Annotated in this window: 24 protein-coding genes; 13 read left to right on the top strand and 11 right to left on the bottom strand. The window is 57.4% G+C overall.

What is annotated here, in order from left to right; genetic code table 11:
- The first annotated feature begins 278 nt into the window (after window positions 1–278).
- The gene (gene glmS / locus VNT00_RS06730; RefSeq protein WP_325585771.1) at window positions 279–2111 is read left to right on the top strand and encodes a glutamine--fructose-6-phosphate transaminase (isomerizing); all 1833 of its coding nucleotides are present in this window, start codon (window positions 279–281) and stop codon (window positions 2109–2111) included.
- Window positions 2112–2216: 105 nt separating this feature from the next.
- On the opposite strand, the gene VNT00_RS06725 is transcribed toward glmS, so the two are convergent.
- Entirely contained in the window at window positions 2217–3395 is a 1179-nt protein-coding gene (locus VNT00_RS06725) for an ABC transporter substrate-binding protein (RefSeq protein WP_325585769.1), read from the bottom strand.
- A 199-nt stretch (window positions 3396–3594) separates the two neighbouring features.
- On the opposite strand from VNT00_RS06725, the gene VNT00_RS06720 reads away from it, so the two are divergent.
- Window positions 3595–4680 carry an aromatic ring-hydroxylating dioxygenase subunit alpha gene (locus tag VNT00_RS06720; protein WP_325585767.1) on the top strand — a complete coding sequence of 362 codons (1086 nt, stop codon included), beginning with the start codon at window positions 3595–3597 and terminating at the stop codon, window positions 4678–4680.
- Between the two features lie 31 nt (window positions 4681–4711).
- Here VNT00_RS06720 and VNT00_RS06715 read toward each other — a convergent pair whose 3' ends face one another.
- Window positions 4712–5545: an IclR family transcriptional regulator gene (locus VNT00_RS06715; protein ID WP_325585765.1), complete on the bottom strand. Its 834-nt coding sequence runs from the start codon at window positions 5543–5545 to the stop codon at window positions 4712–4714.
- Window positions 5546–5696: 151 nt separating this feature from the next.
- Window positions 5697–7229, bottom strand: coding sequence for a glycine betaine/L-proline transporter ProP (gene proP / locus VNT00_RS06710; RefSeq protein WP_325585763.1), 1533 nt, complete (start codon window positions 7227–7229; stop codon window positions 5697–5699).
- Between the two features lie 59 nt (window positions 7230–7288).
- Here proP and VNT00_RS17880 point away from each other — a divergent pair, with 59 nt between their 5' ends.
- Window positions 7289–7396 carry a helix-turn-helix domain-containing protein gene (locus tag VNT00_RS17880; RefSeq protein ID WP_414650898.1) on the top strand — a complete coding sequence of 36 codons (108 nt, stop codon included), beginning with the start codon at window positions 7289–7291 and terminating at the stop codon, window positions 7394–7396.
- 100 nt (window positions 7397–7496) lie between these two features.
- Here VNT00_RS17880 and VNT00_RS06705 read toward each other — a convergent pair whose 3' ends face one another.
- Window positions 7497–7778: a DUF4351 domain-containing protein gene (locus tag VNT00_RS06705; RefSeq protein ID WP_325585762.1), complete on the bottom strand. Its 282-nt coding sequence runs from the start codon at window positions 7776–7778 to the stop codon at window positions 7497–7499.
- A gap of 56 nt (window positions 7779–7834) precedes the next feature.
- Window positions 7835–8128 carry a hypothetical protein gene (locus VNT00_RS06700; protein ID WP_325585760.1) on the bottom strand — a complete coding sequence of 98 codons (294 nt, stop codon included), beginning with the start codon at window positions 8126–8128 and terminating at the stop codon, window positions 7835–7837.
- Between the two features lie 242 nt (window positions 8129–8370).
- On the opposite strand from VNT00_RS06700, the gene VNT00_RS06695 reads away from it, so the two are divergent.
- Window positions 8371–9294, top strand: a complete 924-nt coding sequence (locus VNT00_RS06695) for an alpha/beta fold hydrolase (protein ID WP_325585758.1) — start codon at window positions 8371–8373, stop codon at window positions 9292–9294.
- Between the two features lie 174 nt (window positions 9295–9468).
- Here the strand turns inward: VNT00_RS06695 and VNT00_RS06690 are convergent, their stop codons facing one another.
- Window positions 9469–9627 (bottom strand): DUF1328 domain-containing protein, encoded by a 159-nt coding sequence (locus VNT00_RS06690; protein ID WP_325585756.1) that lies wholly within the window; start codon window positions 9625–9627, stop codon window positions 9469–9471.
- A 20-nt stretch (window positions 9628–9647) separates the two neighbouring features.
- Window positions 9648–10259, bottom strand: coding sequence for a BPSL1445 family SYLF domain-containing lipoprotein (locus VNT00_RS06685; RefSeq protein ID WP_325585754.1), 612 nt, complete (start codon window positions 10257–10259; stop codon window positions 9648–9650).
- Window positions 10260–10885: 626 nt separating this feature from the next.
- On the opposite strand from VNT00_RS06685, the gene VNT00_RS06680 reads away from it, so the two are divergent.
- Complete coding sequence (locus VNT00_RS06680; RefSeq protein ID WP_325585752.1) at window positions 10886–11740, top strand: transglycosylase SLT domain-containing protein; 855 nt, start codon at window positions 10886–10888, stop codon at window positions 11738–11740.
- On the opposite strand, the gene VNT00_RS06675 is transcribed toward VNT00_RS06680, so the two are convergent.
- Entirely contained in the window at window positions 11721–12788 is a 1068-nt protein-coding gene (locus VNT00_RS06675; RefSeq protein ID WP_325585750.1) for an AraC family transcriptional regulator, read from the bottom strand. The two genes, VNT00_RS06680 and VNT00_RS06675, sit on opposite strands and share 20 nt — an antisense overlap.
- A gap of 58 nt (window positions 12789–12846) precedes the next feature.
- Between VNT00_RS06675 and VNT00_RS06670 the strand changes: the two genes are divergently transcribed.
- From VNT00_RS06670 to VNT00_RS06660, 3 genes are all read left to right on the top strand, one after another.
- Complete coding sequence (locus tag VNT00_RS06670) at window positions 12847–14745, top strand: tannase/feruloyl esterase family alpha/beta hydrolase (protein ID WP_325585748.1); 1899 nt, start codon at window positions 12847–12849, stop codon at window positions 14743–14745.
- Window positions 14746–14915: 170 nt separating this feature from the next.
- Window positions 14916–15338 carry a type II toxin-antitoxin system RelE/ParE family toxin gene (locus tag VNT00_RS06665; RefSeq protein ID WP_325585746.1) on the top strand — a complete coding sequence of 141 codons (423 nt, stop codon included), beginning with the start codon at window positions 14916–14918 and terminating at the stop codon, window positions 15336–15338.
- Window positions 15319–15639 carry a helix-turn-helix domain-containing protein gene (locus tag VNT00_RS06660; RefSeq protein WP_325585744.1) on the top strand — a complete coding sequence of 107 codons (321 nt, stop codon included), beginning with the start codon at window positions 15319–15321 and terminating at the stop codon, window positions 15637–15639. Before VNT00_RS06665 ends, VNT00_RS06660 begins: the two co-directional genes overlap by 20 nt.
- A 58-nt stretch (window positions 15640–15697) precedes the next feature.
- Here the strand turns inward: VNT00_RS06660 and VNT00_RS06655 are convergent, their stop codons facing one another.
- The 3 genes from VNT00_RS06655 to VNT00_RS06645 are packed head-to-tail and all read right to left on the bottom strand — an operon-like array spanning window position 15698 to window position 18321.
- Window positions 15698–16459 carry an SDR family NAD(P)-dependent oxidoreductase gene (locus tag VNT00_RS06655; protein WP_325585742.1) on the bottom strand — a complete coding sequence of 254 codons (762 nt, stop codon included), beginning with the start codon at window positions 16457–16459 and terminating at the stop codon, window positions 15698–15700.
- A 1-nt stretch (window position 16460) separates the two neighbouring features.
- Window positions 16461–16997, bottom strand: coding sequence for an aromatic-ring-hydroxylating dioxygenase subunit beta (locus VNT00_RS06650; RefSeq protein ID WP_325585740.1), 537 nt, complete (start codon window positions 16995–16997; stop codon window positions 16461–16463).
- A gap of 28 nt (window positions 16998–17025) precedes the next feature.
- Complete coding sequence (locus VNT00_RS06645) at window positions 17026–18321, bottom strand: SRPBCC family protein (protein ID WP_325585738.1); 1296 nt, start codon at window positions 18319–18321, stop codon at window positions 17026–17028.
- Between the two features lie 137 nt (window positions 18322–18458).
- Between VNT00_RS06645 and VNT00_RS06640 the strand changes: the two genes are divergently transcribed.
- The 5 genes from VNT00_RS06640 to dctP all read left to right on the top strand — a co-directional run bounded on the left by VNT00_RS06640 (window position 18459) and on the right by dctP (window position 23580).
- Window positions 18459–19352: a LysR substrate-binding domain-containing protein gene (locus VNT00_RS06640; protein WP_325585736.1), complete on the top strand. Its 894-nt coding sequence runs from the start codon at window positions 18459–18461 to the stop codon at window positions 19350–19352.
- A 94-nt stretch (window positions 19353–19446) separates the two neighbouring features.
- Complete coding sequence (gene pcaG, locus VNT00_RS06635; protein WP_325585734.1) at window positions 19447–20166, top strand: protocatechuate 3,4-dioxygenase subunit alpha; 720 nt, start codon at window positions 19447–19449, stop codon at window positions 20164–20166.
- A gap of 5 nt (window positions 20167–20171) precedes the next feature.
- The gene (locus tag VNT00_RS06630; RefSeq protein ID WP_325585732.1) at window positions 20172–21557 is read left to right on the top strand and encodes a lyase family protein; all 1386 of its coding nucleotides are present in this window, start codon (window positions 20172–20174) and stop codon (window positions 21555–21557) included.
- Between the two features lie 79 nt (window positions 21558–21636).
- Window positions 21637–22434 (top strand): amidohydrolase family protein, encoded by a 798-nt coding sequence (locus VNT00_RS06625; RefSeq protein ID WP_325585730.1) that lies wholly within the window; start codon window positions 21637–21639, stop codon window positions 22432–22434.
- Window positions 22435–22536: 102 nt separating this feature from the next.
- Window positions 22537–23580: a TRAP transporter substrate-binding protein DctP gene (gene dctP, locus VNT00_RS06620; RefSeq protein ID WP_325585728.1), complete on the top strand. Its 1044-nt coding sequence runs from the start codon at window positions 22537–22539 to the stop codon at window positions 23578–23580.
- The last annotated feature ends 11 nt before the right edge of the window (window positions 23581–23591 follow it).

Genomic DNA, 23591 nt, shown 5'->3' with positions numbered 1-23591 from the left:
TTTTGCGATTTTGTGTATTTGCGTTTGCGCGATGTATTGCGGTAAATGCCAGCGGCGCCGTGCAAACTTGTTTCAAGCGTTGATGACTTGGTAACTATTGAATAGCAATCTTTGATTTCTATGCAATTTAAGATAATAAATGATATTTAAATGAAATAAAATCGAATTTCTTATATTCAAAGAAATAAAAATTCATCCTAACAATAAATAAGAAATCAAATTTCTTTAATAGTTACGCACAATACAGCATCAAAGAAATACCAACACGGAGTTTCCCTATGTGCGGCATTGTCGGCGCCGTGGCGCAACGCGACGTTACCCCTATCCTGCTCGAAGGCCTAAAGCGCCTGGAATACCGCGGCTACGATTCCTGCGGCGTGGCGGTCTACGCCGACGGCGCTTTGCGCCGCGCGCGCAGCACCCAGCGCGTCGCCGAGCTCGAACGCGAAGTCCAGGACGAAAAGCTCGCCGGTTTCACCGGCATTGCACATACCCGTTGGGCTACGCACGGCGCGCCCGCCACGCATAACGCCCATCCCCATTTTTCCGGCCAGAGCCACGGCCAGGCCCGCATTGCACTGGTGCATAACGGCATCATCGAAAACTACGAAGAACTGCGCGCCGAGCTCCAAGCCGCCGGCTATACCTTCGAAAGCCAGACCGACACTGAAGTCATCGCTCACCTGGTAGACCATTTGTATGCGGGTGATCTGTTCGAGGCCATCCAGCAGGCCAAGCGCCGCCTGCGCGGCGCCTATGCCATTGCCGTATTCTGCCGCGACGAGCCGCATCGCGTCGTGGGCGCCCGCCAGGGCTCGCCCCTGGTGGTGGGGCTGGGCGACAACGAAAACTTCCTCGCCTCCGACGCCCTGGCGCTGGCCGGCACCACCGACAAATTCATTTATCTTGAAGACGGCGACGTCGTCGACCTGCAATTGGCGCGGGTATGGATACTGGATGCGGCCGGCAAACCCGTCGAGCGCGAATCGCATGTGGTGCATGCCTATTCCGGCGCGGCCGAACTGGGTCCTTACCGCCATTACATGCAAAAGGAAATCTTCGAACAGCCACGTGCCGTGGGCGACACCCTGCTCGATATCGAAAGCATTACGCCCGAGCTGTTCGGCGACGCCGCCTACAAAGTGTTCAAGGACATCGACAATGTGCTCATTCTGGCCTGCGGCACCAGCTATTATGCCGGCCTGACCGCGCGCTACTGGATCGAATCCGTTGCCAAGATTCCCGTCAACGTCGAAATCGCCAGCGAATACCGCTACCGCGACAGCGTGCCCAACCCCCGTTCGCTGGTCGTCACCATTTCGCAGTCCGGCGAAACCGCCGACACCCTGGCCGCGCTCAAGCACGCGCGCAGCCTGGGCATGGAGCAAACCCTCACCATCTGCAACGTCGCCACCAGCGCCATGGTGCGCGAGTGCAAGCTCAACTACATTACCCGCGCCGGCGTTGAAATCGGCGTGGCGTCCACCAAGGCCTTCACCACGCAACTGACGGCCTTGTACCTGCTTACCTTGGCCCTGGCTCAGGTAAAGGGCCGCCTAAGCGAAGAGGCCGAGGCCGATGCCTTGAAAGCCTTGCGCCACCTGCCCGTGGCCATCGGCGCCGTGCTGGCGCTGGAGCCGCAAATCATCGCCTGGGCCGACCGCTTCGCCACCAAGGAAAACGCCCTGTTCCTGGGGCGCGGCATGCATTACCCCATTGCATTGGAAGGCGCGCTCAAGCTCAAGGAAATCAGCTACATCCACGCCGAAGCCTATCCCGCCGGCGAGCTCAAGCACGGCCCGCTGGCCCTGGTCACCGAGCACATGCCCGTGGTCACCATCGCCCCGCGCGACGAACTGCTCGAAAAGCTCAAGTCGAACATGCAGGAAGTGCAGGCGCGGGGCGGCGAACTCTATGTATTCGCCGATGCCGACACCAAGATCGTCGCCACCGAAGGCATGCATGTCATCCGCATGCCCGAGCACTACGGCAAGCTTTCGCCCATCCTGCATACCATACCTTTGCAGTTATTGGCGTATCACACGGCCTGCGTGCGCGGCACCGACGTCGACAAACCCCGCAACCTGGCCAAGAGCGTGACGGTAGAGTAAGGCAGCATTCGGGTGCTCATGAGCCGATTATGAGCTCCGTAATCCGAGCGCTCGAATGCTTAGACCATGCCCGCATGCATCTGACCATTACGGCCTTTGCTTGATTCATCCTTTGATATTGGTGCATTGGGCGCCATAGTGGTCGACGTAGTTCTCCACCACGGTTTCGCGGGTAACGAATCCCAGTGTTCCGTCAGCTCGTTTCACGGTCTCGCGTAAGTAGTAATTTTGAATGGGCATGTGATTTTTGCCCAGTTTGAAGTTGGGCCCGCGCACTGAATCAAAGTGGGCTTTTTGCACGGCGGCGCGCAAAGCGTCGATGTCGTCCAGCCTGCCATGAGTTGCTACCACAGCACTATTGATCAGCATGGCCGTATCGTAGGCGCTGGCCGCGTATTCCGATGGGTAATAGCCGTAACGGTCGACGAATTTCTTGACGAATTTCTTATTGGCTTCGAACGGGAGGTCTTCGACATACTGCGAAACGCCCAGCGTGCCTTCGGCGGAGGGGCCGATTGGCTGCAAGGTTGTGTGATCCACTGTATATACCGAGTAAAGAGGTATTTCGCTTTTCAAGCCGGCTTGCGCCCATTGTTTGACAAAGTTGATTCCGTTGCTGCCGGGCATGAACACAAATACGGCAGCCGGCTTGGCGGCGCGTATCTGACTCAACTCAGGTTGAAAGTCGGTTTGAGATAGCTGAGTGTAGACTTCTCCCACCAGTTCCTTGCCGAGCCCACGCTTGAGGCCGGCGATCATATCGCGGCCCGCTTGATAGTTCGGCGCCAGCGCATACACGCTTTTCACGTTTTGTTGTTTCAAGTATTGGCCCAGCGCCTCGCTGGCACCGTCGTTTTGCTGGCCGACGCTGAAGAAATTGGGCTGGCATTGCGCTCCGGCCAGGTTCGAAGGCCCGGCGTTTGAACTGATCAGCAGCTTGTTGGCGCTTGTTACGGTCTTGAGCGAGGCCAGCAGCACGTTGGAGAAGTTGAAGCCCGCCACAATGTCCACGTGGTCGCGGTCCACCAACCGTTCCACTACGCTCTTGGCGATTTCCGGCTTCAGTTGATCATCGCCATATTCGACCTTGACGTCCAGCCCTCCCATTTTGCCGCCTAGCTCGTTCACAGCGAGTTCAAAGGCATCCCGATAGTGTTTGCCCAGGATGGCGCCCGGTCCCGAGAAGGTGTTTACGTAGCCGATCTTGATTTCGCCAGCCTGAGCCGTTGTACCTGAAGCCCCGAGGGCAGATGCCAGACAGAGGGCGATCCATAGCTTTTTCACAGTGTTCTCCTTGGTCGTCGATATAAATATAGTTGCATCGAAACAATAACATCAAATTATTTGGCGAAAAATTCAGTGATTTCCCTAGTTTTTGGGCGGATTTTATGGGTATAAAGTTGTATTGAGTCAACAATGTTGAATATGATGCGTGTCGTTGGCCTGTTTTTTCCTGCCACGCAAATTTCCCGGGAGTCCCCTAATGTTTGTGCAAAATGTCTGGTACGTCGCGGCCTTCGAGTCCGAGTTTGATCAACCGTTCGTCGCGCGGCGCCTGCTGAATGTTCCAGTCCTGATGTTCCGCACAGCGACAGGGCAGCTCTGTGCCATGGACGACGCATGTCCGCATCGCCTTTTGCCTTTGTCCCAGGGGACGCGGGTGGGAGATGAAATCCGCTGCGGGTATCACGGCATGTGCTTTTCCGCGCAGGGGGAATGCACCCATATCCCGGGGCAGACCAACATTCCGGCCGCCGCCAGGGTCAGGACATATCCGCTTGAGTTGCTCCATGGTTTTGCATGGATATGGCTAGGCGACCAAACGCTTGCAAATCCCGACCTGATTCCCGACGTCCAGTGGAACAACAGCCCCGAATGGGCGTCCTCGCGTGGGTACCACAACATTGAAGCGAACTTTCGCCTGCTTAACGACAACCTGCTCGACCTCAGCCATGAAACCTATGTGCATGGCGCCACCATCGGGAACGATGAGGAAGAGTCCATTGCCAACTATGCTGCCAACGTTACTGTCGAGGCGAACTGTTTGACGCGGGCGCATCGCGAAATGCCCAATATCGAGGCGCCGCCGTTTTTTGCCATGTCCCTCGGGGGGGCATGTGTCATGAATCGATGGCAGTCGGCCATCAATCTGGTGCCGTCCATCAACCTCACCGTCGTGGGTTTTCACCCGGTCGGTCAAGATCGCTCCGGGGCGTTGATTGGCCATGTGCTCCATTTGCTGACACCCGAGACGGAAACCCGCACCCACTATTTCTGGGCTTTTGTCCGCAACTATAAAATCGACGACGCGGCGATGACGGAAACGATACAGAAGGCTATTTCGGATACGTTCGACCAGGACAAAGTCATTCTTGAAATTCAGCAAAGGCAGATGGAAGAACGCAATGTCGAGGTTCCGCAGGTCGCCATCAAGCTTGATCAAGCGCCGATACAAGCACGTCGCCTGCTTGAGCAGAGATTAAAGGACGAAGCGCGGAACCCGGCGCATGTCGTCGCTCCGCCCAGATTGGTTCCAGAGCATTCATTCGCGTTGCCCGAAGAGGTGTAAGGAGTAGGTAGAACGTGTGCCCGCCCCGCTTTTAATTGTCTTTTTCGGACCAACCCAGTTGCAGGCTCAGCCGCTTTGTCAATTCAAGCAGGGCGTGCGCCGGGGTATCTTTGTGCGTGTCCTTCAGGGGACCTATGGGCCCTACGACAGACAGCATGGCCACGGGTGTACACGCCCTGTCGAGCACCGGTGACGCGATGGCGGTAAATCCCGCCAACAGCCTTCCCGCAGAGACCGATAGACGGATTGCCCGGATCTCTTCGCCCTGCGGGGTGCCTTGCATTGGGAAGTCGTCCAGCACCAGCCCTTGCCGGCGTTCGGTTCGCAGTAACGGCGCAATGACCGCCTTGGGCAGGAAGGCGGCATAGGCGCGCCCCATGGCGGAGGTTTGCAAGGGTAGGGCTGTGCCCACCCGGATTTCCAGAACGGTACGGTTGCGTCCGTCGACCCGGTCGATGATGGTGGGCCCGTGTGTGCCCCAGACGGCAAGAAACACGGAAAAGCCCAGTTGATCGGCCAATTGCCGCATCTCGCTGCGCGCAAGATTGATGATGTCGAATTTTTCGAGGGCAGCCAGCCCGAGGCGCAATGCTGCCGGCCCCAGGCTATAGCGGCCGCTGGGCGCTTCCTGGGTAACCAGGCCCAGTTCCAGGAAGCTGACCAGATAAAACCGCAGCTTGCTCGCGGGCATATTGCTGGCTTCGGCCAGATGCTTCAACCCGAGCGGTGTCGGCGACTCGGCCAGACGATCCAGGATATGGAAGCCAATGAGAATCGACTGGATCCCGCGGGGTTTGGTGGTTCGGCTGCCGCCTGGTGGTGAATCCGTACTGTTTTGGTTGGAGAGCGAGAGTTCTTCTGACATGGGTCACCCATACACGTGATCATTGTCATAGTGTAACGGGGAAGCAGTCCGATCATTCACGAGCTTTCTTCGTGGGTGCATGCGGCTGTGGGCGCCCGAGACCGATGATTGTCAAGGTATGTGGGCCGGCAGAGTTCATGTACCTGCCCCGTCACTCCAAGTCGGGATGCCGATCCGTCAATCGCTGGCGGCGCGCCTTCAATGTCTCGATTTGCTGTTCCAGCGCGCCGATTTCCTCGTCGACTTCCTGTACGGTCTGTTCGATATGGTCGTAGGCCTGTTGCAGCAGTGCTCTTGCCTCACGGGGATTCGATGCGGTAGGGGTGTCGCCGCGTAGCGGGCGATTCGCGGTTTCGGGAAGATAGAACGAGGTTATCAGGCCGATTACTGCCGCCATCATCAGATAAATGGCGGGCACCATCAGGTTGTTCGTCGTTTCCACCAGCCAGGCGGCAACCGTCGGGGTCAGGCCGGCGACGATGATCGCGATATTGAATGAACTCGCCAGTGCGCTGTAGCGGATGTGCGTGGGAAAGAGCGCAGGCAGGGTGGATGCCATGACGCCGATCAGGAAATTGAGAAAAATTGCGATCAGCAGCAGGCCTATGAAAATCAAGCCGATATTATCGTGCCCGATTAATTTGAAAGCCGGGAAGGCAACGATCAACAGGCCCAGGCTGCCAAACAGCAAGAACGGTTTGCGTCCGATTTTGTCGCTGAAAAATCCCACGACGGGCTGCACGAACAGCATTCCTATCATGACCACAACGATGATGAGCACGCCGTGATCTTCGGAGTATCCCAGGCTGCTGGACAGATAGGTCGGCATATAGGTCAGCAGCATGTAGTAGGTGATGTTGGTCGTCAGCACCATGCCGATGCAGACCAGTAAAGGTTTACGGTTCTTGGAAAATATCTCGAGGAAAGACACTCTTGGCCGTTCTTTGACGGCGTCGCGGTCTTCCTTTTCCATCTTTTCCAGTTGCTGGGTAAAGGCGGGCGTTTCTTCCGCGGCATGGCGCAGATAAAGGCCCAGCAGGCCGAGCGGCCCTGCGATGAAGAAGGGGACGCGCCACCCCCAGTCCAGGAACGAGCGTTCGCCCAGGAGCGCCTGCAGCAGCACGACCAGGCCCGCGCCCAGCACGAAGCCGGCAATCGAGCCGAAGTCCAGCCAACTGCCCAGGAATCCGCGCCGCCGGTCGGGCGCGTATTCGGCCACGAAGATCGCGGCTCCCGTGTATTCGCCGCCGACCGAGAAACCCTGTGCCAGCTTGCACATCAACAATATGATGGGCGCCCACAGACCGATGGCGGCGTACGAGGGAATCAGCCCGATGCAGAAGGTGCTGATCGCCATGATGATGATGGTGAGCGACAGCACTTTTTGCCGCCCAAAACGGTCTCCCATCACGCCAAAGAAGACTCCGCCCAGCGGGCGAACCAGAAAGGGCACGGAAAATGTGCCCAGTGCGGCGATCGTCTGGACGGCGGGCGAGGCATCGGGGAAAAAGACCTTGCCCAAGGCAAAGGCGACGAAACCATAGACCCCGAAATCGAACCACTCCATGGCATTGCCAAGCGCCGCGGCAGTAACGGCTTTCTTGAGCTTGGCGTCATCGATAACGGTGATGTCGTCGATATGAAGAGGACGAACCTCTGGCGATGGCTGGGATGTTTGAGTCATGAGTTTGATTTTCCGGGGCGAGTCAAGTAAATGTATCGCGCCATCTCGAGGTGCACGAAATGCAGCCGCAACAGATCGAGTCGCTGCGCGAGCAGGCTAATTTCAGCCAAGCCGTATTTGCGGCCGTGCTCAATATCAGTTTGTTCACAGTGCAAAAATGGAAGTGAGCGACAAGAAGCCAAATGGTTCTTCGCTAAAGCTGCTCAATCTGGCCGGGCGCAAGGGGGTGGACGCGGTTCTATAAAGACTGAAGCGACGTGGCCTGTGCTATTCCTGAAATACTTCTTCCAATGTGGCGGCGTCCAGAATATTCAGCGACCAGGTTTCCAGCTGGGCAGAGGTTGCGGCTTTTAGACGTTGCTGGGTTGTTTCGGGCAGGGGGCCGAACTTACGGGTAAGCTGGCGCTGCAGCAGGACGAGCTCGCCTTCTTGTCGACCTTCCCGCCTTCCTTCTTGCCTTCCCTCCTGCAGCCCCTCCATCTTCCACTGGTGCGTCCAGGAGCGTGATTGATCTGCCAACATGTCGGTTATCTCCAGTAAATCGTCCACAGGGGGAACCTGCACCTCGGGCAAGGATCGGGGTAGCAATACGTAGCGTGTCCAGCTTACGAATGCCCGGCGTAGTTCGCGATATTGTGGCCCTTCCGTGTATTTATACACTGTTTGAATAAGCGTTTGCATATCTTCCAGGCCCCGGTTGTGCTCCAGACGAAACAAGAGCGACGCCAGGTTATCGCCAGGTAAACCACCGCGCTCCAGCGCGGCACGCCGCTGTACAGTACTACCGGCAACACTGCGGGCAGCGTTGTGGCCAATAGACCTGGCTCGCGCTGCAGCAGCATTTCGTAGAGCAAGCCGCAATACGTCAGCAGGCGGTAACTGGCGTCGTGCTTGTTCATGCGGTGCCCTTGCGAAGAAGACACCGGCACTATAAAAAGCATGAGCGCTGCTGTGTGGTTCAGTGAACGGCAATGGCCGTGCGGGAAAGTACTATGACCTGTGTGTTGTGTTGCTTAAGGAAACTCCCTTGTTTGTGCGCAGCACCAGCGTCGACAAGCCACGTAACCTGGCCAAGAGCGAGATGGTGGAGTAAGGGGGCTCATAGTCCGCAACCCGCAGCGTCAGGCGTTAAGATGGCGGCATGAGCACAATATCTTCCTACACTCCCGACAGAACCAGCACGACCAAGCAAGTCCAGATCAGAGGCGATGTGTCGTACCGCCTTCGACGCTGGCCGGCGCTGGAAGAGGCAGGGCGGGGCGCCCCTCCGCTTCTCCTTGCGCATGGCTGGATGGACGTGGGAGCTTCCTTTCAGCGTTTTGTGGATACGCTAAGCATCGAACGTGAAGTCATTGCCCTTGATTGGCGGGGTTTCGGGGGGAGCAAGGCGTCGCGGCCCGGCGATAGCTATTGGTTTTACGATTATTACGCAGATCTGGACGCGATCATCGACCATATTTCGCCGCATGCTCCGCTTGACCTTCTGGGCCACAGCATGGGCGGCAACATTGCGATGATTTACGCAGGAACATGTCCGGGGCGTATCCGGCGCCTGGTCAATGTCGAAGGGTTCGGACTTGCGCGAACCTTGCCGTCCGAGGCGCCGGCCAGGCTGGCCCGCTGGCTTTCAGAGCTGAAAACGCCGGCTTCCATGCGGACCTTTGCAAGCTTGCAGGACGTCGCCGACCACCTGATGAAACGCAGCCCGCACATGGACGAACGGTTCGCGCTGTGGCTTGCGGGGGAATGGACCGAACTCAAGGCAGACGGCCGCCGGCATGTGCTGGCGGATGCGGTGCATAAGCGTGTGAACCCAATGTTGTACCGCTGCGATGAGGTTCTTGCTGCCTGGGAAAACATTGAAGCCGCGGTGCTATGGGTGGAAGGGGATAAAGCGAACCAAAACCCGCTGAACCATGAGCGCTACACGCGTGAGGAGTTCGAAGAGCGCCTGGGCAGGATAAAGTCGCTGGAGCGGCTGCGCATCGATGACTGCGGGCATATGGTTCATCTGGATCAGCCTGGTGCACTGGCTCAGGCTGTGGAAAGATTCCTGGATGACTAGCATCTTTGTGAAGCTCGGCACCGTCAACGTGCTTGCGTCCACCGTGTCAAAGAGGCAGTCGCCACGCTGATACGGCTCAGGCCCGTTGAAAGATCTCGGTGCCGCCATTCGGAGCACGCAATCACCCGTGGAATCAAATCGAATGGAATCCGAGTTGCCCGACTCTTTTTGAGGTCATCGTCGGCGACCAAAAACAAGAGAAACCACGAACAGGATCAGAAAAATGATAAATAGAACCTTGGCGATTTCCGCCGCTATCCCTGCGATGCCAAAGAAGCCAAGTAATCCGGCCACTAAGGCGATGATCAAGAACACGATGGCATAGTGCAGCATGACTTTCTCCGTTTGTTCCGTCAGTGCGTTACGGGGGTGATTTTGGCGCCGTCGAGCGCTACGCCGCCTTCCAGGCCTGCGTTATTCATGACGAAGCTCACAACGGGCTGGCTCAGCGTCTGGCTATCTACCGAACCGTTGGCGCCGATGTGCCCGACTGCCACCTTGGCGTCCGCTCCCACCTGCCAGCCATTGCTCGCGCGAAAATGCGCCAGTGCTTCGGCAGAATTGAAAACGTAGACGATGGCCTTGGAGCTTGCCCCTGCCTGCCAGCCAATCGATAATCCGGTCGTGTTGTAGTAGCCCGCCACGCGGCCGTGAATCTGCAACGCGCCTTGGCCGTGTTGCGCGCCGACAATGAATGCGCCTCCGTATACTTTCGGGAATACCAGCACCCCCGCGGCGTGCTGCACCATGCTGCGCGAACCGGCGGCGACATCGTAGAGGCGATTCAAGGTGGACTGTACATCCGCATCGATACGGGCATCAGCAGACTGGGCGCTTGAGGATTCAGGTTTCGGACTATTGGGTGCAGTCGTTGTGCACCCCTCCAGCAGACCTACGCCCAGCGTCAATGTAAAGACCGCCAGAATCGATTTCTTGGATAATCTTTTGTAATGATGGACGTTCATGACAAACTCCCAATGATGAAAATATATGAAATCACGAAACCCCTGTTCCTCGCTATAGGAAGGAATTGAATGGGCCCGCGGATTCCAGGTACCGGTCAATGCCAGTATGCAGACTTATTTACAATGACACGAAGCCATTTTGCTCATCGACACATCGTGTGACCATTCGGAACCAGGAACAAGGCCAGAGTAAAGACAGGCCAAAAGCCGTACCAGACGCAAAAGCTTCATCGTTTCTGATGTTTCTGTATCAAGCGGATAACGCCACGTTGTCCCGCGCGTACAGGGGGCCTACGGGCGCAGCGCGGCGGTCGTGTGGGGTTGCGAACGAGGACTGGCAGGATGCTTGCTTTGATTTTTCTGTTTCGCCAGATACTGTTATGCCGTCTGTCAATTACGCTTACACCTTTTTGCATCGCAGAAACGTCTACAATGTTATGGTCTTACGGATAAGCACGTCACTGAAGGTGTCGTGCTCCAACCTTAACTGAAGACGCCTTTCAAATGTACTCGGCTCCGTGCTGCCTAGGAGTCGGTCACCTCATGCGGTAATCCCAAAAAGCGAAGTCAATCGACCATTCAAGGCTTTTTAATCCGAGCGCATGTGGTTATGGCGCCCGGGGCTGATGACTGTCAAGAAAACTTTATCAAATTGCACTAAACCGCTTTATCGCAAGGTTCATGATCGAACCTTCGCATTTACCGCTGCGATCTGCGTTGCAGGCAGCCTGCTTGCTTCTCCTGGCGCTTGGGCCGGTGAATCCGCCGGTGCCGCCGCGGGTGTGGCGGCGGAGCAGGTCGCTACGCTCGAACCCGCCTTTCAGCCACTGGAGCAAACGCGCCCGGCTGACGCTTGGCTGGAGCCTGCGCCGCTGGAACAAGCGCATTCAACAACAGCTCTGTTGGAGCCTGCCTCACCGGAGTCCGCCCAGTCAGAACCCGCGTTGGGAATCGACCTCGCACAGGTCAAGGACCTGGCTTCGATCGTCGATGAGGCCCGCAAAAAGGCGCAGGTCGAATATCTTTCAGAAAAGCTGGGCCAGCCGCGGCAGACACTGCACCAATATGTGGAGCTTGCCTGGAAGGAGGCCAGCCGCCGCGAGGGGCTTGCTCCCGAACTGTTGATCGCCATCATGCAGAAAGAAAGCGTTTTCCGGCCCAAGGTGCAAAACCGGTATGGCGCGCAAGGATTGATGCAGGTGGTGCGGCGTTGGCATTCAGACAAGCTGCACAAGTCCGAGTCGCTGTTCGACCCGGCTGTGAACGTTCGTGTGGGCACCGACATACTCGAAGAGTATCTGGAATCGTATGACGGTAATTTGTGGAAAGCCCTGGCCAAGTACTCCGGCAATAGTAGTGGCTATGCAAAGACGGTCATCAACGAGTCCCGGAAGCTGGAGCGCGTAGCCGATACGGCTGCGGCTCAGGTGGCGAATGCGCCGGGGTTTTTCGAGGGCGACTCTACGGAAAATGCGGGATGAGGCCCGTCGGAAAACCCTTGGCTTGCTCGGCTCGGGCTATTGCCGGGGTGGTTCCGGTGACGGCTCGAAATACTTCCGTGAAATGCGACTGGCTCGAGAAGCCAACGTCTTGCGCGATTTGAGCGAGGGAGTCCGGCCCGCGCATCAGGTCGATGGCGCGTTCTATGCGTTTTCGCTGCAGATATTGATACGGTGACGCGCCGGCGGTTTTCTTGAACAGGCGTGCAAACTGTGAGCTGCTTAGGTTCAGCAAAGAGGCGAGGTCGTCGACACTGATGTCGCGTGCGAGATGCTGGTGTATGTAGTCGGTAACTCGCGCCATTTCCCTTGGGGGGATTGTGCCGGGCGTCCGGCGCCTTGCAGCCGAAGTCCCATAGCGGTGCTGTACATATCCGAGCAACGCCAAAGACAGGCCTTGCGCGTACATCCGCCCCGATCCGCAGCCACGCTTCAGTTCTCTGTGCATTGCCGTGATCAGGCTTGAAATTGTTTCATCCTCGTCCCGCCTCTGGGATTGAAAGCTGGGAAGCCTGGCTTCACCGTGCGTCAGTTCGGCCAGAATGTCCGGCGTGAACTGCACCGAGACGATTTCGTCGGTTGAGCCGCGCCACTTCCAGCTATCCACCTCGACGCCGGCGTCCTGGAGAGCCAGAACGCCGTGGCTGAATGGCAGGCTAACCGTCGACCTGCCTATCCGGACGTCGCTGCACCCGTTGCCTCCGCCTGAACACATCGCGATCGCCGCAATGGGCAGGTGGAACGCGCGCGCTTCTCCCGAGCCGTGGATCGATGTCACCTCGAGCGGGAAGCCTTGCCAGGCCGCCGGTGTTGAGTCGATCAGTGTTACGCCTGGGGTCGCTATCGGCTTGCCCCGTCGATCGAACAGCAAAGAATCGCCCATCATCTCCCTCCGGTGCCAAGCACCTGTCTTGTTTTGACGGGCAGGATAATGCATTTTCTTTGAGATGGGCACCAGTGATACTACTAGGAGTCTGTAAGCCCAAGTTACCTGGTTAGCTATGGAAATGCTCGTAATGTGATATTCCATGCGCGTATTCCGATATACAGCGGTTGCGGCGGCCGGCAAACTTGCCTGATGCATATTAGTGCATATTGCCAAGCCAGACTTCAACAAAAACAGGAGACGCATCATGAGACTTGATCCTTGTACGCACAAGGCACCAAGCGGTTCGGGAAGGGGGCGCATGTCAATGCGACGGTTGGCCGCAGGCAGTTTGTTGGGGGCGTTGTCCCTCATCGCGCTTACCGGCTGTAACGACGGCGGAAGTGGTTCCGACGAGGCCCTTGCGCCAGTCGCCTTGACCTGCGACAACAGCATAAAGGACGGCTTCAAGCCTGATGACCAAACCACGGTATTGCTCGTCCAGAGCTATAAAAAAGGAGACAAGCTTCCGAACGCCGCATCGGACGGTACGACTACCGTTGCCAGCGACTTGTGCCTGGTAAAGCTGCTTGTTGGTCCGGGACATCCGGGGCCCGACGGAGCGCCATCGACATCTCCCGGCATCGGGATCGAGGTTTGGCTGCCCTCCAAGAGCGCCTGGAATGGGCGGCTGCACGCGCTTGGGGGCGGCGGATGGGCCGGCACCGAAGAAACGGATATCACCAAGATTTCCAGTGGCACCGTGGGCTCCGACGGACGATCGGCCCCGGCCATTGCCGCGGCGGAAGGCGCGGTCACCGCAACCAACGACACGGGTCACAGCAGTGCATTTTCTGGCTTGGACGGTTCGTTCGCCATGAATCCGGATGGAACGATCAATACGACGCTATGGACGGATTTTGCCTCCCGGGGCATTCATGAGGAAGTCATCAAAGCCAAGGCCCTGGCCAAGGCTTATTACGGCTCCGCCCCCACCCGAACCTATTGGGACGGCGGGTCGACGGGCGGGCGCCAGGCGCTCATGCAGGCGCAGCGGTATCCCGAGGACTTCGATGGTATCGTCGCCGGCTATCCGGCAAATAACTGGTCCCGTTTCATCACGGCTGAGCTCTACCCGCAAATCGTCATTCAACGCGACCTGGGCGGCAACTATATGTCTTCGGATCAACTGACGGCTGTTTCGAATGCCGCCATAGCCGCATGCGATGTCGTGGGAGGAGCCCATCTTGGCTACATTCTCGACCCGGCTGCCTGCCGGTATGATCCAACCAAGGACGCAAACGTGTTGTGCACGACAAGCGGCGGTTCGAACAGCAGCGCGGCGTGTGTATCTACCGCGCAGGCCAGCGCCATCAATAAAATCTGGTACGGCATGACCGCGGACGGCAGTGTGCCCGATCCAGCCGTCGACAACGGCTGGGCGGCCAGCCCAAGCGGCATGCAGCGCTGGTATGGCTTGTCTCGCGGAACCAGCCTGTTGGCACTTGCCGGCTCCACGGCGTTTCCCATCGCGACCAGCCAAGTGGCGCTCGAGCTGCAGGACCCCACCTTGGCCGGGCCGCCCTTCATCAACACAACGGGCAACGGCGCCGACAAATGGAAGTCGCTGTCGTACGCAGAGCTTTCAAACGCTTTTGACCGCGGGGTCTCGCTGCAAAGCGCCTTTGGCGACATCAATACCGATAACCCGGATCTGTCGGCCTTCAAGGCGCGAGGCGGCAAGTTGATTCAATATCATGGTTTGGCCGACCCGCTGATTTTCCCTCAGGGTTCGATCAACTACTACGACCGCGTGGTTGCCGCGATGGGCGGCATGTCGGCAGTGCAGGACTTCTACAGGTTGTACCTGGTTCCCGGAATGGCGCATGGGCCGGGGAACGGGACGTCGAACCCCGATGCCAATCCGCCGTATCCTGCCAGCGGGCAAATATATGGCTTGCTGACCGACTGGGTGGAGAAGGGCGTGGCGCCGGACAGCATCGTCGTCAAATCGGCGTCGAGCACTCCGGTTCAAAAAAGCCAGCCGATATGCATGTATCCCAAGAAGGCAACTTTCGTAAGCGGAGACCCCCTCGTCGCATCCAGCTATACCTGCTCTTGATGGTTGAAAAAGCCTTGCCATGAAGTCGCGCCCCGAAAGCCGGAGACTTCCGGCCTTCGGGGTGTTTTCATGCGCAGGCCTTCCGGGCCCTGGATGAATTTGCCTAATGTTTTTTCCGCTACGTTTGTTTTAGATTGCCTGCTTGCAAAGACTCCAGGGGAGAAGCAGGCATGGAAATCTATTGCACTGAATGCTATAGTTTAACTTATCGACGGATATTTAAAACCCGGAGTTTCGTCCGTTGGATGCGAAAGGCAGGCTTGGCTGATAGTGCTTTGCTCAAGGCCGTTTCTGAAATGGCCCAAGGGCTTGTCGACGCTGATTTGGGTGGCTGTGTTGTAAAGAAGCGGGTCGCTTTATCTGGTCATGGCAAGCGCGGTGGCGCTCGAACCATTGTTGCCACAACACTGACAGACCGTTGGTTTTTCCTGTATGGGTTCAACAAGAATGAGCGGAACAATATCGACCCGGCCGAGCTGAAGATGCTTCAAGAAATAGCGAAAGAACTTTTAAGCTTTGATGACCGCCAATTGGCGATTGCCTTGGCCAACGGTGAGATCCAGGAGGTAAGTTGTGACAATACCCAAGCATAAGAGCCGAATTCTGGATGAAATGCACGAGACTGCGCAAGGGCTGCAAAGCGCCGGCCTCATCAGCAAACGCCGCATGCTCGAGTTCGATGTATTGCGCAATCTCGACGTGCACGAAATGCAGCCGCAACAGATCAAGTCGCTACGCGAACAAGCTAATTTCAGCCAGGCGGTGTTTGCGGCCGTGCTCAATATCAGTTTGTCCACGGTACAAAAATGGGAAGTGGGCGACAAGAAGCCAAATGGCTCATCCTTGAAGCTTCTCAACCTGATCGAGCGGAAGGGGATGGGCGCGGTTCTGTAATGATGCTGTCTGCGGCTTCGTTCGCCGGGGATTTGCTTTAATAGAAAGGCGCGCCTTATTAGATCGAGGCCCCGCCGTCCACGCCGATGATTTGGCCTGTAATATTCGAAGCAAGCGGGCTTGCCAGAAAGACGCTCAGCCAGGCCACGTCATCGGCGGACTGCGGCCGGCCCATGGGTACCCATTTGTCGATGCGGCTGTCAAATTCGTCGCTCCGTTCATCCCATAGCGGGGTGCGGATGAATCCTGGGCTGATGGCATTGACGGTCGTCCCAAATGGAGCGAACTGACGCGCCAGAACGCGGGTAAAGCTGTTCACAGCGGCCTTGGATGTCGTATAGGCGGGCAGATAATCCAGCGACCGGGAGGCGGTAAGCGATGAAATGTTGATGATGCGTCCATCTTTGTCGTCGATCAACGCTTGGCGCGCTTCTTTGACAATGACGAATATCGATGTCACGTTGGTTGAAAACACGCGTTCCCAGTCCTGCGGTGCAATGCCCTCGAAGGGATCCCGGGCGGGGGACGTTATTCCCGCGACGTTGACCACCACATTCAGCTCGTTCAGCTTGTCGATCGCCGTGCGAACTGCATGCGCCGTGGCCTGGTGATCCATCAGATCCACCACGAAGGTATGCATGGCGCGCCCTTGAGGCGAAGCGGCGCGGCATGCTTCGGCCACGTCCGCCAGTGCCTCGGCGTCGCGGTCCAGCAAGGCCAGACTTGCGCCTTGCTGAGCAAAAGCCAGGGCGGTGGCCTTGCCGATGCCCTTGGCCGCTCCGGTTACCAGGGCTGTGCGTGTCGAGAGGTCGGCGTACATTTCAGAAAAACGCTCCCAGGCTTTTTTGAGTAATGACGGAATGGTCGAGATAAATCGTCCTTTTCGCAATTCGCCAGCCGCCGCCGCAGCGGCGCAATACATCGTGCCGCTGTCCGCTGAATGCCTCCTCGTCGTGTTCCAGATGCGATCTCCACAAGAGGAAAGCGGAAACCACGGAGACCGAATCTTCCTGCTCCAGCGGCTGCACCTGCACGTTGCCGACGATGTGGCGGGTTCGGGATGGCGGGGTTTCGGCCCATGCGGCGCCGCTCTCCAGTCGCCGGGCCCGATTTGCCAAGCTGGTTTTATCTTCGTCGAAATGAGCCAGCTCGCCCGGCAGGGTCCGCTCATTGCCCAGGTCTTTTCCCATTCGATTGGAAACAATGGGCATCCAGTATTGGATGTCGTCGGTAAACAGATCGATCCAATCCTTGAATCGGCGCTCGTCGAGCATTCTGGCTTCTTCATATAAAAACTGCTCGATTTCATATTGCAGGCCGATGCGCGCAAGGGTTTTGTCGTCGAGGCTGCTGGTCAATACAGTTGTCATGGTTTTTTCCTCCGGATTATTTCGCTGCGCCTGCCGCCGTCGGCCACTTGTCGCTGTTCAGCATCTCCTGCCACCAAAGATAGAACCCGCGCTGATTGATCTCTGATTGAAATCCCCCGGTCAAGCCGGGCAGCTCCGGATGGATGGCCTCATGCTTGACGCCCATCTGGATGTTTTGCGGTACCTGGCGGGCTACCCACCCCCGGCTTGCGTTGGTGCTTTGCACCCAGTTGTCGACATCGTCGACTTCCCAGGTGCCGCTGGTGCCGTGCCGCTGTAGATCATGAATGCGGGTAAGCTGCTTGTGGCTTTCGGGCGCCGACTTATCGACGAAGCACCATCCCCATGCTTCCGTCAGGTTTGGCCCTCGCGGATGCCAGACCCGCATCGTGCCGCCTTGCCACAGCAAAGACATGTTGGGGAAAATGGTGGAATGCATGGGCGAGAGAGTATGCGCCCGCAATGCTCCCAGCCTTTGGGTTGCTTCATCAATACGCGAGCGCTCGTATTCCTGAAACTCCGGCAGGGCCATGTCGATGTAGTCCTCGCGGTTATCTGCCCAGCGCACACCCAAACCATGGCCGCCGGGGATGCAGATTTGAAACCCTTCGTAGCCATAGCCTCGCTTGCGCCGAGGCATGCCCTCGAAGCCGGAGCCCCATGCCGATTGATGGCTTACCGGGCCGTGATAGCTGTCGCCGATGAAGTTGTCGGCGGGGAATTTCCAGTTGGCCTTGATTTGCCATTTGTGGACACCCGGCAGGAATTCGATGCCGCCTTCGCGGCGATCCAGGATCATGTCCAGATACCAGGTCATATCTCCCAGATACTCTGCAAGTGGAGGAGCATCCTTGGAAAAAGTGGCAAATAACAAGCCTTTGTAGCTGTCGATCTGGGCTACGGGAACCAGGCCGTGGGATTCGATGTCCAGTTCGCTGAAATAGACCTCTTTGTAGCCTGGGACATGGCTTAACGAGCCATCGTTCTTGAACGTCCAGCCGTGAAACGGACAGACGAATGTGCGCGCATTGCCCGCGTCTCCACGGCATACCCGGTTGCCCCGGTGGCGGCACATGTTCAGGTAACAGCCAAACTTCCCGTCGCCCTTGCGGGTAACGATGACAGGGTCTTCGCCCATATACGTTGTGAAGTAATCGTTTTCGTTCGGCAGCAGCGATTCGTGTCCAAGAAATAGCCAGCACCGTGCAAAAATGTGTTTCAGCTCGCGTTGATATACATGGGGATCCACGAAGATCGAGCGGTCTAGCAAACCGCGTTCGCCGTCAACGGGAACGTTATCTTTCACGTTCATGTCAGTCAGTCTCCTTGCTGATGAGTTTTGGGGTTGATCCGAAAATCGAACCCGGCTTCAGATGAAGAAAGAATAGACAAGGGTTGGGGGCGCGAATAGTATTCAAGTTTTACATAACGATAACCACAGGTTTACTCATGCGGCTCAAACAACTTGAACAGCTCGTCGCGATTGCCGACGTGGGCAGCATCCGGAAAGCCGCCCAGAAACTTGCCATCAGCCAACCCGGATTGACCAAGAGCATACGGGCTCTTGAAGAGGAATTCCGCGTGCCCATGATCCAGCGCACGAACCAGGGCACCGTATTGACGAAGTACGGGCGCGCGGTAGTGGCCCGCTCCCGGACTGTACTGATCGAGATCGGCCGTATGGAAGAGGAAGTCCTGGATATACAAGGCGACACACGCGGCCATACTTCCATTGCGGTATCGCCGGCGGCGGCCATGATGGTTGTTCCCGGAGCGCTACAGCGTTTGCATCGCACAAATCCGGGGGTCAGCGTGGCTGTGAGCGACGGCCTTTACCCTAAAGTCCTGCCGTTGATTCGTGAGCGTGAAGTCGACTTTGCCGTGGGGCCCCTTCCCGACCATCCGCTGGACAGCGAATTTCTGGTCGAGCCTTTGTTCGAGTCTCCTCTGTGCGTCGCATGCCGGGTTGGACATGCTTGCGAGAGCGCCACGTCGATTCGTGAGCTGAAAGACGCCCAGTGGGCCATCAATGGTCCGGCGCACGGGCCTGGCAGCATCTTTGAAAAAAAATTCAAGGCGCTGGGCGAGACACTGTCGCAACCGGTTCTACGATTTGAGTCTCTCACGACGCTGACGGCCTCGATGCTCAAAAACGATGTGATCTGTATCTTGCCCCGCCAGCTCCTTAATCACCCGTTCTATGCTACGCATTTACGGGCCATAGACATCGAGGAGCCTCTCGCTCCGTTGACCGTCTATTTGATCGCCAGCAGTGCTTCGCCGCTTCCGCCTGCAGCAAGGGCGATGGCCGACGCGCTGCGTCGCACCCCGGCAGGCATATAACTTGGTGTTATTGCCCAAAAGATCAACGATTCTATTCCAATCGTAGGGGTATACCTATACTGCGGTCATTCACGCTACCAACGGGAGACTCTGAATGACTGACAACAAGTCGCGGTCTATACCTCATCCCAATACCTTCGTCGATCCGCATCGGCTGTCGTTGATCAAGGGATATGTCCTCCATGAGAAGCGCACACCAGGCCGCAAGCTGCCGATTGTCACGCCTCATCAGACCATCGGGCCCTTTCATCCACGCTTTTTGATCAAGGATGGGGACCACGACCTGGCCGCGTGGTCGCCGGACGCTCCGCGGGCCGAAGGCGAGCCGATCGTCATCAGCGGCATTCTTGCCGACGAAACGGGCAGGCCGGTGCCCGGTGCGCTGATCGAAGTCTGGTCCGCCAACAGCAAGGGAAAGTACGATCATCCCGCCGATACGTTCGATCAAGCCGTCGATCCCAACTTCAAAGGCTTTGGCCGGACACTGACCAAAGACGACGGCTCTTATCGTTTCGTGTCAATCAAGCCCGGAGCCTACCCCAATCCGGGTTACGACAATTGGTGGCGGCCTCCTCATGTGCATTTCTCGGTTTATGCGGCCGGTGTCATGCATCGCCTGATAACCCAAATGTATTTTCCCAATGAGCCGCTCAACGACGAAGATCCCATCCTGAATAGCATTGAAGATCTTGGCGCTCGTCAAACCTTGATCTGTATTGATGATGGATACGGCGCGGATGGATGGCGGCTGCGCTTTGACATCACCTTGCGCGGCCGGCAAGAAACACAGTTTTTCATCGAAAACGGCGAGTGACCGCCATGGCTCGCCCGGCTTCGCGCGACAACCGCACCGCCATGCCCATCGACAGTATCGCGGCGGTTTTTTCGCTGGAGCATACCGTGTCGCGGTATCTTGAGTTTGAATGCGTTTTGGCGCGCGTGCAGGCCGAATTGGGTTTGATACCCCAACAGGATGCCGTGGACATCTGCGATTGCCTGAGAGATGCGAGTGTGGACTATGCGGCGCTGCGTGCGGCGACGGAGAAGTCCGGATATCCCATTGCCCCGTTGATCCGGCAGTTGACCTCTCAGTGCGGGGCCGCAGGCCGTTCGCTGCATTGGGGCGCCACGACGCAGGACTTGTTGATTACCGTCCGGGCCCAGCAAGTCAATGCATCGTTGCGTCTCATGGCGCCGCAGCTTGCCCGCCTTGGCGAACAAGTGGCCAGCCTGGCCAGCATGTACCGCGCCTCTCCCATGCCCTCGCGATGCTTCGGCGGCCATGCCGGCATCACGACTTTCGGCTTGAGATGCTCCACATGGCTGTCATCGCTTGCACGTACCGCGAACCGCCTGAACGATTTGCTGCAGCGTCCCATGGAGGGGGAGCTATTCGGTGCGAGCGGTACGCTCATGGCCATGGGTGACGCCGGGTTGCAGGTTCAGCTCCGGGTCCTGGGAAGACTGGGCTTGCAGGCACGTTACGCCAGCGCGTCCAGCGCCCGCGATGCCTGCCTGGATGTGGCGCTCTATCTCGCCTTGACGGCATCGGTGCTGGCAAAAATAGCCCAAGACGTCGCTGAGTTGTCCAGCACTGAAATCGGCGAACTGGCCGAACCCGAAACAGGTGGTCGCGACACGTCAAGCACGTTGCCGCACAAAGCCAATCCCATCCTCAGTTGGCTGGTCATGAACGGGGCGGAGCAGGTGCAGGCGCAAGTTTCTTTGGTTCTGCGGTCATCGCGCCAGAACCTGGATCGATCCGGCCAGGGGATGGTGGAGCATGCGGCGCTTCCCGCGGCCTTTATCCAGATGGAAATGTGCTTGCGTACAACCCGGCAGTTGCTGGAAGGCTTGCGTGTCGACACCAGACGCATGCGAAGCAACTGCGATCTGACCGAGGGCCTGGCGTTGAGCGAGCGCATCCAGATGGCGCTCGCTCCACATGTCGGGCGCCTCGCCGCGCACGACCTGCTGCATGCGATCTGCCGGCAAGTGCGTGATTGCGGCGAATCGTTCGCGGAGCGCTTGATGAAGCATGACGAGGTAAGAGCGCATCTTTCCGAGAATACCCTGCGGGATCTACTGGATCCATCCTGCAATATTGGCCTGGCGCCTGAAATCGTCGATCGGACTGTCGCGCAGGCAAGCGATGATTTCGCGCGACTGGCGCAACGTACTGGGGCATATGATGAAACTCAGTGAAAACGAGATTCCCGCCTGCCTTGGGCCCCGCCCGGTTGCGCGAACCCCAGAGTGGAAGGCCCCTTCAGGATCCTGGGATATGCAATTTCATGTGCTTGGCCCGCCTGCCCGCTATCCTTATGCGCCAACAAGGCATTACACGCCTCCGCCTGCAGCACTGGAAAACTACATGGAATTGGCCGGGGTGCTAGGTATAGGGCACGCAGTGGTCGTCCATGCGAATACCCAGGGCCCCGATAACGATATTTACCTGGAAGCCATTGCTCGATGCCCCGAAATGTTGATTGGTGTGATTCAGTGCGCAAGCCACTTCTCCCTTGAGCAGGCGCGCAATATGCAACGCGCCGGGGTCAGAGGCGTACGCTTTGCCTTCAACCCTCAGCATGGGGGCATCTTCGATGCGGCCGCAATCCAATCGGCAGCGCTGATTATCCGGGAAATGAATTGGTATCTTCAGCTTCACATGAGCGCCGAAGATCTGGTTCGGCTGGAGCCCTTCATCGCGTCACTGCCTTGTCGCGTGGTCATCGATCATTTCGGACGGATCGATACAGGATTCGGGATGGACCAACCGGCGTTTCAAACGTTGTTGCGGCTTGCCCAGCACTCGCAAGTCTGGGTCAAGCTGTCGGGCGCGGATCGAATCAGCCGGCTGGAGGATTGGTGTGACGTGGATGTTTATGCCCACGCCCTGGCCGATGTCGCCATCGACCGGTTGGTCTGGGGCTCGGACTGGCCTCACACCGGCTACTTCCGGGCCAGCGATATGCCGGACGACATTGCCCTATTCAACGCCCTCGGACGCTGGTTCGTTGACTCGTCGAGCCGCCGTGCGATCCTTGTCGATAATCCGCGCCGTTTGGCGGGCTTGTCGTAACGACCACGCGCCAATAGCCGAGGCGCGGTATTTTCCAACCCAAAAAGAAGGCTGCCGATACATTCTTGACAACTATTCCATAACAAAACAGGAGACAACATCATGCTGAACAAGCATTGCTTCAAGTGGGCTGCTATTGCAGCCATGTCCACCGGATTGTTCTGTACCGGACTGCCGGCCAGCGCCAAAACGACCACGCTGGTCATTAATGCTTTTCTCCCCGCCCAGGATCCGATGAATACCGATGTGGTCGTTCCCTGGGCCGAAGATGTGATGAAGGCCACTGAGGGCCGGGTGCAGATCAAGATTCCGCCCACCAGCCTGGCAGCTCCCGACCAGCTTTGGAATATGGTCAGAAATAGTGTCGTCGATGGAGCCTATCTTTTCAACGGCAACGTCGCGTCGCAATTGAAATTGATGCAATTGCCGCATTTGCCCTTTTTAGCGACGACCGCCGAGGCCAACTCCATCGCACTTTGGCGCACGTACGAAAAATTCTTCAAAAAGGCCGATGAGTATAAGAATGTCCATCTTTTGGGCGTCATGGTTACCAGCCCGGGCATTATGTACAGCCTGAAGCAGCCGTTGCAGTCGATGCACGGCCTGGACGGCATCAAGGTTTGGGCGTTGCCGGGGGTTCCGGCCAAGATCATGGAAATGACGCAAGCCGGGGTCATTTCCACTCCAGCGGCAAAAATGAGCGAAATCATTGCAGGAGGGGCAGTTGATGCGTATGTGGGGATCTCGGATTTGAATTCCGACATGTTCAAAGTCATTCGCTACGTCAAGAATGCCACGGTTTTCCCGGGCGGGCTGTCGACACCCAGCTTTTCCCTGATCATCAATAAACGAAAATGGGAATCCATAGACGAGGGTGATCGGGAAAAAATCACTGCCCTATCGGGCGAGGCGTTTGCCAGGCGCATAGCCGCATTTGACAAGGCAGAGAAGGTTTCTCACGCCGCGGCCCTCAAGATGGGTATTGCTTATGAAAATGCATCGCCCAAATTCATTGCGGAAATGAAGGAGGGGGCGGACAAGCTGGAGGCCGAATGGATAAAAGCCGCCGATGCTCAGGGCGTAGACGGCAAGGCGGCTCTTGAATATTACCGTGAGCAATCACAATCCTTGGCTGAAAGAAAATGAGCCCCGCCCGA

Source organism: Eoetvoesiella sp. (genome assembly GCF_035555955.1).
Taxonomy (GTDB): Bacteria; Pseudomonadota; Gammaproteobacteria; order Burkholderiales; family Burkholderiaceae_B; genus Eoetvoesia.
The sequence above is the reverse complement of the archived record's forward strand: the minus strand, read 5'-3'. Positions and strand labels throughout refer to the sequence as shown.

Coding starts and splice junctions, on each gene's coding strand:
- glmS (WP_325585771.1), top strand. CDS start 279: ATGTGCGGCATTGTCGGCGCCGTGGCGCAACGCGACGTTACCCCTATC.
- VNT00_RS06720 (WP_325585767.1), top strand. CDS start 3,595: ATGTTTGTGCAAAATGTCTGGTACGTCGCGGCCTTCGAGTCCGAGTTT.
- VNT00_RS06715 (WP_325585765.1), bottom strand. CDS start 5,545: ATGTCAGAAGAACTCTCGCTCTCCAACCAAAACAGTACGGATTCACCA.
- proP (WP_325585763.1), bottom strand. CDS start 7,229: ATGACTCAAACATCCCAGCCATCGCCAGAGGTTCGTCCTCTTCATATC.
- VNT00_RS17880 (WP_414650898.1), top strand. CDS start 7,289: ATGCAGCCGCAACAGATCGAGTCGCTGCGCGAGCAGGCTAATTTCAGC.
- VNT00_RS06700 (WP_325585760.1), bottom strand. CDS start 8,128: ATGAACAAGCACGACGCCAGTTACCGCCTGCTGACGTATTGCGGCTTG.
- VNT00_RS06695 (WP_325585758.1), top strand. CDS start 8,371: ATGAGCACAATATCTTCCTACACTCCCGACAGAACCAGCACGACCAAG.
- VNT00_RS06690 (WP_325585756.1), bottom strand. CDS start 9,627: ATGCTGCACTATGCCATCGTGTTCTTGATCATCGCCTTAGTGGCCGGA.
- VNT00_RS06685 (WP_325585754.1), bottom strand. CDS start 10,259: ATGAACGTCCATCATTACAAAAGATTATCCAAGAAATCGATTCTGGCG.
- VNT00_RS06680 (WP_325585752.1), top strand. CDS start 10,886: ATGACTGTCAAGAAAACTTTATCAAATTGCACTAAACCGCTTTATCGC.
- VNT00_RS06675 (WP_325585750.1), bottom strand. CDS start 12,788: ATGGAATATCACATTACGAGCATTTCCATAGCTAACCAGGTAACTTGG.
- VNT00_RS06665 (WP_325585746.1), top strand. CDS start 14,916: ATGGAAATCTATTGCACTGAATGCTATAGTTTAACTTATCGACGGATA.
- VNT00_RS06655 (WP_325585742.1), bottom strand. CDS start 16,459: ATGTACGCCGACCTCTCGACACGCACAGCCCTGGTAACCGGAGCGGCC.
- VNT00_RS06645 (WP_325585738.1), bottom strand. CDS start 18,321: ATGAACGTGAAAGATAACGTTCCCGTTGACGGCGAACGCGGTTTGCTA.
- VNT00_RS06640 (WP_325585736.1), top strand. CDS start 18,459: ATGCGGCTCAAACAACTTGAACAGCTCGTCGCGATTGCCGACGTGGGC.
- pcaG (WP_325585734.1), top strand. CDS start 19,447: ATGACTGACAACAAGTCGCGGTCTATACCTCATCCCAATACCTTCGTC.
- VNT00_RS06630 (WP_325585732.1), top strand. CDS start 20,172: ATGGCTCGCCCGGCTTCGCGCGACAACCGCACCGCCATGCCCATCGAC.
- VNT00_RS06625 (WP_325585730.1), top strand. CDS start 21,637: ATGCAATTTCATGTGCTTGGCCCGCCTGCCCGCTATCCTTATGCGCCA.
- dctP (WP_325585728.1), top strand. CDS start 22,537: ATGCTGAACAAGCATTGCTTCAAGTGGGCTGCTATTGCAGCCATGTCC.